11 protein-coding genes are annotated in these 12,532 nt (G+C 67.5%); 4 read left to right on the forward strand and 7 right to left on the reverse strand.

What is annotated here, in order from left to right; all coding sequences use genetic code 11:
• The 3 genes from HOP58_RS16555 to HOP58_RS16565 are packed head-to-tail and all read left to right on the forward strand — an operon-like array spanning window position 1 to window position 5,017.
• Window positions 1-981 (forward strand): ABC transporter permease, encoded by a 981-nt coding sequence (locus tag HOP58_RS16555; RefSeq protein ID WP_010626628.1) that lies wholly within the window; start codon window positions 1-3, stop codon window positions 979-981.
• A complete protein-coding gene (locus tag HOP58_RS16560; protein ID WP_234260938.1) occupies window positions 978-2,720 on the forward strand; it encodes an ABC transporter permease subunit in 1,743 nt (580 codons plus the stop codon). Before HOP58_RS16555 ends, HOP58_RS16560 begins: the two co-directional genes overlap by 4 nt.
• Complete coding sequence (locus HOP58_RS16565; protein WP_234260939.1) at window positions 2,717-5,017, forward strand: ABC transporter ATP-binding protein; 2,301 nt, start codon at window positions 2,717-2,719, stop codon at window positions 5,015-5,017. Before HOP58_RS16560 ends, HOP58_RS16565 begins: the two co-directional genes overlap by 4 nt.
• An 84-nt stretch (window positions 5,018-5,101) precedes the next feature.
• Here HOP58_RS16565 and HOP58_RS16570 read toward each other — a convergent pair whose 3' ends face one another.
• Both HOP58_RS16570 and HOP58_RS16575 read right to left on the reverse strand, forming a co-directional pair.
• A complete protein-coding gene (locus HOP58_RS16570) occupies window positions 5,102-5,362 on the reverse strand; it encodes a hypothetical protein (RefSeq protein ID WP_010626631.1) in 261 nt (86 codons plus the stop codon).
• A gap of 57 nt (window positions 5,363-5,419) precedes the next feature.
• Complete coding sequence (locus tag HOP58_RS16575; RefSeq protein ID WP_010626632.1) at window positions 5,420-6,220, reverse strand: M48 family metallopeptidase; 801 nt, start codon at window positions 6,218-6,220, stop codon at window positions 5,420-5,422.
• A 119-nt stretch (window positions 6,221-6,339) separates the two neighbouring features.
• On the opposite strand from HOP58_RS16575, the gene HOP58_RS16580 reads away from it, so the two are divergent.
• Window positions 6,340-7,224 (forward strand): ATP-binding protein, encoded by an 885-nt coding sequence (locus tag HOP58_RS16580; RefSeq protein ID WP_234260940.1) that lies wholly within the window; start codon window positions 6,340-6,342, stop codon window positions 7,222-7,224.
• Here the strand turns inward: HOP58_RS16580 and HOP58_RS16585 are convergent, their stop codons facing one another.
• The 5 genes from HOP58_RS16585 to hisS all read right to left on the reverse strand — a co-directional run bounded on the left by HOP58_RS16585 (window position 7,225) and on the right by hisS (window position 12,526).
• A complete protein-coding gene (locus tag HOP58_RS16585) occupies window positions 7,225-7,863 on the reverse strand; it encodes a hypothetical protein (RefSeq protein WP_010626634.1) in 639 nt (212 codons plus the stop codon).
• A 107-nt stretch (window positions 7,864-7,970) separates the two neighbouring features.
• Window positions 7,971-9,374 carry a ribosome biogenesis GTPase Der gene (gene der, locus HOP58_RS16590; protein ID WP_010626635.1) on the reverse strand — a complete coding sequence of 468 codons (1,404 nt, stop codon included), beginning with the start codon at window positions 9,372-9,374 and terminating at the stop codon, window positions 7,971-7,973.
• Complete coding sequence (bamB, locus tag HOP58_RS16595; RefSeq protein WP_010626636.1) at window positions 9,371-10,537, reverse strand: outer membrane protein assembly factor BamB; 1,167 nt, start codon at window positions 10,535-10,537, stop codon at window positions 9,371-9,373. The genes der and bamB overlap by 4 nt, the downstream gene beginning before the upstream one ends.
• Window positions 10,534-11,178: a tetratricopeptide repeat protein gene (locus HOP58_RS16600; protein ID WP_234255309.1), complete on the reverse strand. Its 645-nt coding sequence runs from the start codon at window positions 11,176-11,178 to the stop codon at window positions 10,534-10,536. The genes bamB and HOP58_RS16600 overlap by 4 nt, the downstream gene beginning before the upstream one ends.
• 34 nt (window positions 11,179-11,212) lie before the next feature.
• Window positions 11,213-12,526, reverse strand: coding sequence for a histidine--tRNA ligase (gene hisS, locus HOP58_RS16605; protein ID WP_267963486.1), 1,314 nt, complete (start codon window positions 12,524-12,526; stop codon window positions 11,213-11,215).
• Window positions 12,527-12,532: the final 6 nt, after the last annotated feature.

The following is a 12,532-nucleotide window of genomic DNA, read 5'->3' on the forward strand; positions in this document are numbered from 1 at the left end:
ATGTCGTCACGCAGAAGCTACCTGATACGCCGTGTGCTGCACGGCCTGATGGCGCTGTTCATCATCGCCACCATGCTGTTCTTCCTGTTCCGCCTGGGGCTGCCCGACCCCACCGCCGCTCTGATCACCGAGGGCCTGAGCCCCGAGGAGCGCGAGCGCATCCGCGCCAGCTTCGGTCTCGACCGGCCGATCTGGGAGCAGTACTTCATCTACCTGGCCAACATCCTGCAGGGCGATTTCGGCTACTCCTTCCACTACCGCGCACCGGTGGCCGACATCATCTGGGAACGGCTCGGCAACACCATGGTGCTGATGTTGCCGGCGATCCTGCTGGCCTACGCCGTGGGCGTGCCGCTGGGGGCCTGGCTCTCCTGGCGTCGCGGCAGCCGTACCGACACCACCGGCATCTTCGTCGGTCTGATGTTCCGTTCGGCGCCGATGTTCTGGACCGGCATGATCGCCATTCTGGTATTCGGCATCGCCTTGGGCTGGCTGCCCACCAGCGGCATGCGCACCTTGCCCTACGAGGCTACGGGCTTCTTCGACAAGATCTTCACCCTCGACTTCCTGCACCACCTGATCCTGCCGGCGCTGGTGGTAGCGCTCTACTACCTGGGCTCGCCGCTGCTGATCATGCGCAACACCATGCTCGAGGTGTACGGCGAGGACTTCATCGAGATGGCCCGCGCCAAGGGCCTGCCGGAGCGGCGTATCCTCTACGCCCACGCCGCGCGCAATGCGCTGCTGCCGGTGGTGACTCAACTGGCGGTGACCGTGGGCCTGGCCGCCGGCGGTCAGGTGGTGGTGGAGGTGGTGTTCTCCTGGCCGGGGCTGGGGCGCGAGATCCTCAACTCGGTGCGCACCTCGGACTTCCCCCTGGCCCAGGCCAGTTTCCTGGTGATGGCGGCCTTCGTGGTCACGCTCAACCTGCTGGTGGACATTCTCTACACCATGCTTGACCCGAGGGTGAGCTTCAAATGATCGGATCCCGCATACTCAAGAGCGCGCAGGAACCGCTGCGCGCGATGATCGGCGATCGCCTCTCCCTGGTGGGCGTCGTGGTGCTGTTGTCGATCATCTGCATGGCGCTGTTCGCGCCGTTTCTCTCCACCCATGAACCGCTGGCGGTGAACGAGCGCGAAGAGGGCTCGCTGCTGGCGCGCAGCGTCGACGGCGAGCGCCCGCGCTGGGTGCAGCTGCCCGCGCTCGGCGAGCGCACCCTCAACGCGGCGGACTATCGCGACGGCGTGGGGCTGGCCGTGGGGCGCGACGGCGCCACCTGGCGCTATCGCGACGGCGAGTGGGCCGAGCTCGAGGCCCCGCTGCCCACGACCCTGATCGACGTCGCCATAGCCCCCGGTGGTGCTGCGCTGGCGGTGGGCGTGGGTGGCAGCGTCGCCCTGCTCGACGATGCCGCCGCAGGCAGCGAGTGGCTGCCCATCGAGGCACCGGTGTCAGTGGCCTTGACCGGCGTGACCTGGCTCGACGACGCCACGGCGCTGCTGGTGGGCGTCGACGAGACGATCCTGCGCCTGGACGTTGCCAGCGGCGAGTTCGAGGCGCTGGAAAGCCCGCTGGGGCGCGGCATGAGGCTCAACTCGGTGGCGCTGGATGCGGACGGCAGCGCCTGGATGGTGGGCGAGCGCGGCCTGACCCTGCGCCTCGACCCGGACGACGACAGCCTTTCGCTGGAGCGGCTGCCCACCAATCGTGACCTCAACCACATCCACCTGGCCGAAAGCGGTCACGGCCTGATCGTCGGCGAACGCGGCACGCTGCTCTCGCGCAGCGCCGTGGGCGAGCGCTGGCAGAGCCAGGACTCGCCCGATTCCCGCGCCATGCGCGCCGGCTGGGTCACCGACGAGGGCCACGCCTTCGCCGTGGGCCGCAGCGGTATCGTGTTCGAGCGCGAGGCGGACGATTGGCAACTGGTGCCCAGTGAGGAGGAGCGTCACCTGCGGGCCCTGATGGTCACCGGGGAGGACTACTTCGCACTGGGCTCGGACCGCTTCGTCAACCGCCTGGCGCCGCCTTCCGGCGAGCACTGGTTCGGCACCGACCACCTCGGCCGTGACCTCTACAGCCAGAACGTGCACGGCTCGCGCATCGCCCTGCTGGTGGGCTTCATCGGCGCCGCCCTGGTGGTGCTGATCGGCGCCAACGTGGGGCTCATTGCCGGCTACTTCCGCGGCCGTACCGAGACCGTGCTGATGCGTACCGTCGACGTCATGTACGGCATCCCTTTCGAGCCCTTCGCGCTGATTCTGGTGCTGCTGTTCGAGCCGAGCCTGCTGATCGTCATCCTCGCCGTGTCGCTGCTCACCTGGCGCACCGTGGCGCGGCTGATCCGCTCCCAGGTGCTCAGCCTGCGCGAGCGTCCCTTCGTCAAGGCGGCGCGGGTGGCCGGTGCCTCGGACCTGCGCATCATGTATCTGCACATCTTCCCCAACGTTATGCCGCTGGTATTCCTCGAGCTGGCCATCATCGTCGGGGTGTCGATCATCGCCGAGGCCACGCTCTCGTTCCTCGGCCTGGGGCCGCCCCAGTCGATCTCCTGGGGTGGCATTCTGCACAATGCGCGGCTCTCCGGCGCCTGGCGCGACGCCTGGTGGTGGAACCTGCCGCCGGGGCTGTTCATCATGATCACGGTGCTCTCCGTGTTCTTCATCTCCCGCTCGCTGGAGCTGGTCGCCAACCCACGCTTGAGGGCACGCCGATGACCGATCAACGACTGCTGAAGGTCGAGGACCTGGCCATTCACTACCGCACTGGCGCTGGGCCGGTGCAGGCCGTCGACGGTATCCACTTCGATCTGCGCCCCGGCGAGGCGCTGGGGTTGGTGGGCGAGTCGGGCTGCGGCAAGACCACCGCGGCCAAGGCGATGCTGCGGCTGTTGCCGCCCAACGGCGAGGTGCCCCGCGGGCGCATCGACTTCGACGGGCGCGACCTGGTGGGGCTCGACGACGAGAGCATGCGCAAGGTGCGCTGGAAGGAAATCGCCTGGATCTCCCAGGCGGCGATGAACGCGCTGGACCCGGTCTACACCGTGGGCGATCAGATCCTCGAGGCGATGAGTGCCCACATCAAGATCGACCGCAAAGCCGCCTGGGCCCACGCCGAGGAGCTGTTCCGCGCGGTAGGCATCGACCCGGGCCGGCTCTCCGCCTACCCACACGAGATGAGCGGTGGCATGAAGCAGCGCGCGGTGATCGCCATGGCCCTGGCGCTGGACCCGAAGCTGATCATCGCCGACGAGCCGACCACCGCGCTCGACGTGGTGACCCAGGCGCAGATCCTGGCGCGACTCTCCAAGCTGCGCCGCGAGCGCGGCATGGGGCTCCTGTTCATCACCCACGACATCTCGGTGGTGGTACAGACCTGCGATCGGGTGGCGGTGATGTACGGCGGCCACATCATGGAGACCGGGCCGGTGCGGGAGGTGTTCGGCACGCCGTTCCATCCCTACACCATGGGCCTGACCAACGCCTTCCCGACCCTGGAGGGCGCCCAGCGCGAGCTGATCTCCATTCCCGGCAGCCCGCCCGACCTGCTCCATCCGCCGGCCGGCTGTCGCTTCGCCGAGCGCTGCCCCTTTGCCACCGAGCGCTGCGTGCGTGAGACGCCACCACTGCACAGCGTCGGCCCGGATCGCCAGTCGGCCTGCCACTACCCTGACCAGGCCGAGGCCTTCCGCGTGAAGGCGGCGCTCAACGAGACCTGGGCGGTGGTCGGGGAGCGCTTGAACGAGCCGGTGCAGGGCGCCGGCTCCATCGAGCACCTGGATGCCGATCCACCGCTGCTGCTCGAAGTGGCGGAGCTCAAGAAGCACTTTCCGGTGGAACAGGGCTTCCTCGATGGATTGCGTGGTCGCAACAAGGACCGCAAGGTGCATGCCGTCGACGGTATCTCCTTCGACCTGCGTGAAGGTGAGATCCTGGGCCTGGCCGGCGAGTCGGGCTCGGGCAAGACCACCACCGGCGAGATGCTGGTGCGGCTGCTCGACGTCACCGCGGGAGAGATTCGCTTCGAGGGCGCCGACATCGCCCAGCTCAGCGGACGCGAGCTGAAGACGTTCCGGCGTCGGGCGCAGATGATCTTTCAGGACCCCTACCAGACGCTCAACCCGCGTTTCACCATCTTCGACATCGTCGCCGAGCCGCTGATCATCCATCGCCTGGCCGAGGGCGAGGCGCTGCGGCACAAGGTGGTCGAGGCGCTGGAGCGGGCCGGGCTCAAGCCGGCTGAGGTGTATGCCGAGCGCTTTCCCCACGAGCTCTCCGGCGGCCAGCGCCAGCGGGTCGCCATCGCCCGGGCCATCGTGCTCGAGCCGCGCTTCATCGTCGCCGACGAGCCGGTGTCGATGCTCGACGTCTCGATCCGCGCCGGGGTGCTCAACCTGATGCACCGCTTTCGCAACGAACTGGGCATCTCCTTCGTCTACGTCAGCCATGACCTGCCGACCATCCGCTACGTGGCGGATCGCACGGCGATCATGTACCTGGGCGAGATCATCGAGGTGGGGCCTACCGAACAGGTGGTGCGCGAGCGCAAGCACCCCTACACCCAACTGCTGCTGGAGGCGAGTCCCGAGCCGGACCCCAGCGTGGTCAAACCGCCCTTGGAGAGTGCCGGGGAGATTCCCAGCGCGGTGGAGCCGCCCAACGGCTGCCATTTCCATACCCGCTGCCCCCGGGCCATGGCCCACTGCGGCTGGGAAGGGCGCGACGTGATCACCGCTCTGAGCGAGTGGCGAATCGCCGGGCGTGAGATCGAGCATCTGGGTAGCGCCGAAGTGGCTGGGCTCGACGTACACCTGCAGGTGCGCGGGGGGAGCGCCGAGGCCGCGGAGCGCGAGCTGCTCGAGGTGATGCGGGCCAAGCATTCGGCGCTGGCCGAAGCCGGCCGCATCGAGCGTGGCGGAGAGGGGACCCTCAGCGTGCGCTTCCAGGCACAGGCTTCGCCTCAGCGGCGGCAGGTCGCCGATCAGCATTCGGTGGCGTGCTATCTCTACGAGTAGCGCTTGGGCGATAGGTCACAGGAGCGCGTCGCTCGTCGGGAGGTGAGTACCGCGCAGGGGCGCGCCCTGCGCGGTCGATCAACGTCAGCGTCGCTTGACGTAGAGCCCCGCCATGCACAGCACCACACCGGCCACCGACAGCAGCATGCCGCCGTTGACCAGCCAGGGCTGACGTTCCACCCAGGGCACGAAGGGCTGCGGGGTGGAGCGGCACACGCCGTCGAGGTAGTCCCAGTAGCCGCCCTGGATAAGGGTGCATTCACGCACGCTGCTTAGTTCCCAGAAGTAGAGGCCCATCAGTACGAGGATGGGCAGGGTCAACAGCAGCAGTCCTAGTCTCAGCATTCGTTTTCCAGCCGTCTACGGGGCTTTCAGGTGGCGCAGCAATACATCGGTGTTTCTCTAGGGGCGCTGGCAGTTAGGCTGCCTTCCCGCCTGGCGCGCCTGTTCATAGCGGGTCAGGGCACCGTCCATCTCCTGCTGCAGCACCTGAGTGCGCTGGCCGTGGCTGGGGTGAGTGGACATCCAGGCCGGTGGACGGGCGCCGCCCTCGGCGCTCATGTTGTCCCACAGGTCGAGGCTGGCGCGCGGGTCGAAGCCGGCATCCGCCATCAGCCGCACGCCGATGATGTCGGCCTCGGTTTCGTGGCGACGCGAGAAGGGCAGCATGATGCCGTATTGGGCGCCGAGGCCCAGCGCACCCATCAGCTGCTCGCCGCCAGGGCCCTGCAGGCCTGCCGCGGACCCCAGTACCGACAGCGCCAACTGGGTCGAGGTCTGGGTAGAGACGCGCTCGTTGGCGTGGCGGGCCAGCACGTGGCCGATCTCGTGACCCACCACGGCGGCGACCTGATCCTGGTTGCGGGCAACCCGCAGCAGGCCGGTATTGATGCCCATGTAGCCGCCAGGCAGGGCGAAGGCGTTGGCCTGCTCCGATTCGAACACGCGGATCTGCCAGTCCTGGTCGCGCTCGCGCTCCGGCAGCACGGTGATCAGGGCATTGGCGATGCACTGGGCATAGCGCTGTTCGGCCTGGCCGGCGGCCGGCAGGTCTTGCTGGTACTGCTCGAAGGCCTCGCGGCCCATCTGATTGAGCTGTGCATCCGACACCAGCGTGAGCTGCTGGCGGCCGGTAGGCGAGGTGGTACAAGCAGTTAGGGTCAGGGCCAGGGCGGCCACGGCAGCATAACGAATCCAGCGCATGTTCGATTCCTCGTTCTTCAGATCCCTTGAGACCCTGGACGTCGGTGACGGTTCGCCACAAGATACCCCGTAACGACGCAACGTCAACCACGAACCGTGGAACTTCCAAGGAGATACCGATGGATGCCGAGCTGAGCAGACGCCTTGGCCGCCTGCTGGATCACGTGGAGCACTGGCTGCCGCCCGCCCCGCAAGAGGTCGACTGGTCACGTGATGTGGCTGCACTGTGGCAGCGCCACGTGCTGGGCGGCCGCTTGTTGCCGGTGCCGCCACGGGATAGCCTCACCCTCGACGACCTGCTGGGCATCGAGCGCCAGAAGCTGGCGCTGGTCGACAATACCCGCGCCTTTCTACAGGGCTTGCCGGCCAACCATGCGCTGCTGTGGGGCTCACGCGGCAGCGGCAAGTCGTCGTTGATTCGTGCGCTGCTCAACAGTCTGGCCCCGGAGGGGCTGCGCCTGGTGCAGGTCGACCGCCACGATCTGGCTGGCCTGCCCATGCTGGTCGAGCAACTGCGCCTTCAGTCGCAGCGCTTCGTGGTGTATTGCGACGACCTCTCCTTCGAGGGCCACGACGACGCCTACAAGGCGCTCAAGAGCGTGCTCGACGGTGCGCTCACCGGCCCGCCCGAGAACGTGCTGCTCTACGCCACGTCGAACCGTCGCCACCTGCTCCCGGAGTCCATGGCCGACAACGAAGGTTCGCGCCTGGTGGGGGAGGAGCTTCACCACGGTGATGCGGTGGAGGAGAAGATCTCGCTCTCCGACCGTTTCGGCCTGTGGCTGGGCTTCTACCCCTTCAGCCAGGACACCTATCTGGAAGCCTGCTGCCACTGGGTCACGCACCTGGGCAGCGCCAAGGACTGGGACGCCGAGGCGCGTGCCGAGGCGATCCGCTACGCCACCCTGCGCGGCGGACGCAGCGGCAGAGGAGCCTGGCAGTTCGCCTGCCAGTGGGTCGGGCGCCGGCGGCTGCATGAAGCTGGGCGCCGGCAGGGCGAGTGATCAGCGCTGGGGAGTCAGCTCGCCATCCTGCCCCACGGCAAAGCGCAGGGTCGGCGTAAAGAGGCCGGCGGGCAGGGTCACGCCCAGGCCGCGCAGGCTGCCCGGGGTGATGGCGAGCTCACTGCCTGCCGGCAGCTCGCCCTGGCTTGCCAGTTGGGTGGCCAGTTCCACCATGGGGGCCAGGCGGCGGCGGTCGGTGGCCAGCACGTCGAATTCCACCGGTAGGCGCAGGCGGGTGTCGTCACCCGAGGTCAGCGTCACGTCCTGCTGATAGTTGCCGCTGACCGGATCGGCGCCGGGCACGTCCAGGGTCCAGCGGAACCCCGACATCTCCACTGCCGGCATGCCGACGGGCAGCGCCAGCCCCATGGCCAGGGTGGCCTGCACGGGCAGGCTGCCCGCACCGAGGCTGGAAGCGATCAGCGAGGCCACGTCGCTGGTGTCGAGACCGGCCTGGATCGAGTAGGGGCCGATCCGCACGTCTTCCACACCCAGCGATGTCACGGCCAGGCGGAAGGCGAAAAGGCCGGTCTGGGGCAGGGCCAGGCAGCCGGCAAGCAGCAAGGACAGGCTCAGCGGGGCCAGCAGGCGCCAACGGCGACGCGGCAGCAAGAACGACGACACGCGACTCAGGAACATCGGTTCCTCCTGTTGGATGAACGACTAAAGCTAAGGGTAGGTAGCAGGGTAGACCAGGGAGCGGGTGGCAATACGCCCGATCTGGCGATCGGGCGCTTTGACAGGCATCAGCGGCGTTTGTTGCGTGCGGCCCGAGTGCGTCCCAGCTCGCGCTGCTTGGCTTTCTCCCGGTCGCTGGCACCGGCCAGCGGGTCGAAGGGGTTGTTGCCAGAGCGAAACTCGAAGCGAATCGGGGTGCCGCGAACCTTGAGCACCTTGCGGAACGTATTGGTCAGGAAGCGTTTGTAGGACTCGGGCAGCGCTTCGGTCTGGTTGCCGTGAACCACGATTATCGGCGGGTTGCTGCCACCCTGGTGGGCCATGCGCAGCTTGATCCGTCGCCCATGCACCAGCGGCGGCGGATGCTGGCTGACGGCATCCTGCAGCAGGGTGGTGAGACGGTTGGTCGACCAGTGGCTGTTGGCTGAGGCAAAGGCGCGCTCGATGGAGGGATAGAGGTCACCCACGGCGGTGCCGTGCAGGGCCGAGATGAAGTGCAGGTCGGCGTAGTCGGCGAAGCCCAGCCGACGCTTGATGTCGGCGCGCATCTTCTCCTTGGCCTCGTGCTCCAGGCCGTCCCACTTGTTGACCGCCAGCACCAGGGCACGCCCGGTGGTGAGCACGTAGTCGAGCAGATGCAGATCCTGCTCCACCAGGCCCGAGCGGGCGTCGAGCACCATGATCGCGACATGGCACTCCTTGATCGCCTCCAGTGTCTTGATGATCGAGAACTTCTCGGCGATCTCGCTGACGTTCTTGCGCCGCCGCACGCCGGCGGTATCGATCAGCACGTAGGGCTTGCCGCGCCGCTCGAAGGGGATCTCGATGGCGTCACGGGTGGTGCCGGCCTCGTCGAATACCACCACCCGTTCTTCGCCGAGCAGGCGGTTGACCAGGGTCGACTTGCCCACATTGGGCCGGCCGATCACACCGATGCGGATGCCCTTGGTGCCGGTATCCGCCGGGATGCTCAGGTCGCGCTCGGGGAAGGGTGCCAGCACTTCCTCGATCAGGCTGGTGACGTTGCGACCGTGGGCCGCGGCAATGGGGCGCGGGTCGCCAAGACCCAACTGCCAGAAATCGGCCATGGCCGAGTGCTCTTCCAGGCCGTCGGTCTTGTTCACCACCAGCCAGGTCTTCTTCTGGTTGACCCGCAGGTGGTTGGCAATCGCTTCGTCGGCGACATTCAGTCCGGCGCGGGCATCGACCAGGAACAGCACGATGTCGGCTTCGTCGATGGCGGCCAGCGACTGCTCGGCCATGGCCGCATCGATACCCTCCTCGTCGCCGCTGATGCCGCCGGTGTCGATCACCGTATAGGCCTTGTCGCCCAGCATGCCGTTACCGTACTTGCGGTCGCGGGTAAGCCCCGGGAAGTCGGCCACCAGGGCATCCCGGCTGCGGGTCAGGCGGTTGAACAGCGTCGACTTGCCCACATTGGGGCGGCCAACCAGGGCGATCACAGGTGTCATCGGGTAATTTCCAGGGCCTCCAGGCGGCCGTTATTGGTCAGCACGTAGAGACGTCGGAAGTCGGTGACCGGACGCACGCTGATGCCGGAACTGTCGACCCGGGTACGCGCGGTGAAGCGACCGTTCTGAATGTCGATCAGGTGGATGTAGCCCTCGAAGTCGCCCACCACCAGGTTGCCGTCGGCGAAGGCGGGAGAGGTCAGCCAGCGACCCTCGAGGTCGCGGTTGCGCCACACTTCCTCGCCGGTGCGGGCGTCGAAGGCCGTCACATGGCTGGCCTCGCTGACGGTGAACAGGCGATCGCCCACCAGCACGGGGGTCTGATAGCTGGAGTGATCGCGCTCCCACAGCGTTTCACCACTGGTCGCATCGAGGGCGGTCAGGCGTCCGTTGTAGCTGGCCACGAACAGTCGGCCATCGGGGGTCAGCACGGGCTGGCCGCCCAGGTCGACCATGCGGTCGATTTCGCTGCGTCCGCGGGGTACGGCGATACGACGCTCCCACAGCGGCTGACCGCTGCGGTTGTCCAGCGTGGTCAGGCGGCCGCTGGCAAAGCCGACGAAGGTGACCGGATCGATCACCGACGGGGTGCCGGTGCCGCGCAGGGTCAGGGCCGGTTCGGTGGTGTTGTACACCCAGCGCTCCTGGCCGGTACGCCGATCCAGCGCGGTAACGGTGCCATCCACGCTCTGTACCACGAGGAGCTGCTGGTTGGGCTGGGGCGCGGCCAACACTTCGCTGGCGACACGTGAACGCCAGGTGACCTCGCCGTCGGCCTGACTCACTGCGAGCACTTCGCCGTTGCGGGTGCCCAGGTAGATCTGCCCGGCCGCCGCCGTCAGGCCGCTGGAGACGCCGACCTCGAGGTCGGTCTGCCAGCGCCGCTCACCGCTGTCGGCTGCCACGGCCATGAGTCGGCCGCGTTCGTCGGCGGCATAGATCACGCCGCCGTCGAGGGTGGGCGAAATGGGGTAGACGGCGCGGCCGAGGCCTTGCCCCACGCGCTGGCGCCAGTCGCTGCGCAGCTCGGCGCGGGCCTCGAAGCGCTGCAGCTCCTTGGGGGTGTAGCGCGGTTCCGAGCGGTTGGCGCAGCCGGCCAGCAGGCCGAGGGTCAGCGTGGCGACCAGAGCGAGAGTGGTCTTGCGAGCGAGAGTCGTCTTCATAGCGTGGCCTCTTCGGCGCCCAGGTCGTCGAGCTTGAGCTGGACGCCATAGATCGGCTGGTTGCGTTGTTCGGCGACGGCAAGCGCTTCCTGCCAGGCCTGACGGGCTTCGTCGGTGCGTCCCACGCTGTGCAGGGCGTCGCCGCGCACGTCGGCCTGCTGGGCGGCGAGGGCTGCCGGGATGTCCCGTGCCAGCGTGTCCAGGGCGGCTTCGGCATCGCCAGCGGCCACCTGCAGTCTGGCCAGACGCAGCCGCGCCAGGCCCTGCACGTAGTCGCGGTTGCTGGATTCGATCACGCCTTCGAGCACCCCGCGGGCGGCGTCGAGGTCACCAGTCTCCACGGCCAGGCGGGCGTCGATCAAGCGCGCCAGGTCGGCATACAGGGTGCGACCGTGGTTGTCGGTGATCTCGGCGACCAGGCTGCGGGCTTCATCGATCTCGCCGCTGTCGGTCAGATTGACCAGGTGCTGGTAGCGCATGGAGGCCGATGCCGACTGGTTTTCCTGATGGTTCTGCCAGGCGTTCCAGCCGACCACGCCGGCAATGGCGATGGCGACACCGGCGATCAGCGCCGTGCCGTTCTCCTTCCACCAGCGCTTGATGGCTTCCAGCTGCTCTTCTTCGGTTCTCAGCTCCGCCACGGGCGGTCTCCTTTTACTGCAATATGCGGTTCGATCAGGCGTGCTCGTCGCTCGCCGTCATGCTGGCGAGGGTGTCGATCAGAGCGCCCTGGTCCAGGCTCATCTGCTCGCGCTCCTCGCGCAGGAATTTCAGCGTGGCGCGGCCTGCCACCAGTTCGTCTTCGCCCAGCAGCAGGGCCAGGCGGGCACCGCTCTTGTCGGCCTTCTTGATCCGGCTCTTGAAGCTGCCGCCGCCGCAGTGCAGCTGCAGGCGCAGCTCGGGCAGCTCGCTTCTGATCCTTTCTGCAAGCAGCATGGCCTGGGTGGTGGCGACATCATCCATGGGCAGCACGTAGAGGTCCAGCTCGCCCAGGGCGGAGTCGGGCACCAGCTCCAGGGTCTCGAGCAGCAGCACCAGCCGTTCGATGCCCATGGCGAAGCCTACCGCGGGGATCGGCTTGCCGCCGAGCTGCTCGACCAGGCCGTCGTAGCGGCCGCCGGCACACACGGTACCCTGGCTGCCGAGCGCCGTGGTGGTCCACTCGAACACGGTGCGGCCGTAGTAGTCGAGGCCGCGCACCAGGCGCGGATTGATCACGTAGTCGATGCCAGCAGCCTGGAGCAGGGCGGTGAGGCCCTCGAAGTGCTCCCGCGAGGCGTCGTCGAGATGATCCATCAGCTTGGGCGCATCGGCCAGCATCGGCGCCATGTCCGGGTTCTTGGAGTCGAGGATACGCAGCGGGTTGCTGGTCAGACGGCGCAGGGAGTCCTCGTCGAGCTGGTCGCGGTGCTGCTCGAAATAGGCCACCAGCTTGTCGCGATAGGCGGCGCGCGCCTCGCTGGAGCCCAGCGAGTTGAGCTCCAGAGTGACGTGATCGCTGAGACCCAGCTCCCGCCACAGGCGGGCGGAGAGCAGAATCACCTCGGCATCGATGTCCGGACCTTCCAGACCGAAGGCTTCCACGCCGACCTGATGGAACTGGCGGTAGCGACCCTTCTGTGGACGCTCGTGACGGAACATCGGGCCCTGGTACCACAGCCGCTGGGTCTGGTTGTGCAGCAGGCCGTGTTCCATGGCGGCGCGCACGCAGCTGGCCGTGCCTTCGGGGCGCAGGGTCAGGCTGTCGCCATTACGATCCTCGAAGGTGTACATCTCCTTCTCGACGATATCGGTGACCTCGCCGATGGAGCGGGCGAACAGTGCGGTCTGCTCGACGATGGGCGTGCGGATCTCGGCGTAGCCGTAGCGCTGGGTAAGCGCCTGTACCTTGCCTTCGAAGTACTGCCACAGGGCGGACCGGTCCGGCAATAGGTCGTTCATGCCGCGGATGGCCTGGATCTTCTTCTTGCTGCTGTCGGACTTGCTCAACGATGG

The organism is Halomonas sp. MCCC 1A11062, from assembly GCF_021404355.1.
GTDB classification, from domain to species: domain Bacteria; phylum Pseudomonadota; class Gammaproteobacteria; order Pseudomonadales; family Halomonadaceae; genus Halomonas; species Halomonas aerodenitrificans.

What these genes read in the sequence shown, in the direction of transcription:
- HOP58_RS16555 (WP_010626628.1), top strand. Translation starts at nt 1, where the DNA reads ATGTCGTCACGCAGAAGCTACCTGATACGCCGTGTGCTGCACGGCCTG.
- HOP58_RS16560 (WP_234260938.1), top strand. Translation starts at nt 978, where the DNA reads ATGATCGGATCCCGCATACTCAAGAGCGCGCAGGAACCGCTGCGCGCG.
- HOP58_RS16565 (WP_234260939.1), top strand. Translation starts at nt 2,717, where the DNA reads ATGACCGATCAACGACTGCTGAAGGTCGAGGACCTGGCCATTCACTAC.
- HOP58_RS16570 (WP_010626631.1), bottom strand. Translation starts at nt 5,362, where the DNA reads ATGCTGAGACTAGGACTGCTGCTGTTGACCCTGCCCATCCTCGTACTG.
- HOP58_RS16575 (WP_010626632.1), bottom strand. Translation starts at nt 6,220, where the DNA reads ATGCGCTGGATTCGTTATGCTGCCGTGGCCGCCCTGGCCCTGACCCTA.
- HOP58_RS16580 (WP_234260940.1), top strand. Translation starts at nt 6,340, where the DNA reads ATGGATGCCGAGCTGAGCAGACGCCTTGGCCGCCTGCTGGATCACGTG.
- HOP58_RS16585 (WP_010626634.1), bottom strand. Translation starts at nt 7,863, where the DNA reads ATGTTCCTGAGTCGCGTGTCGTCGTTCTTGCTGCCGCGTCGCCGTTGG.
- der (WP_010626635.1), bottom strand. Translation starts at nt 9,374, where the DNA reads ATGACACCTGTGATCGCCCTGGTTGGCCGCCCCAATGTGGGCAAGTCG.
- bamB (WP_010626636.1), bottom strand. Translation starts at nt 10,537, where the DNA reads ATGAAGACGACTCTCGCTCGCAAGACCACTCTCGCTCTGGTCGCCACG.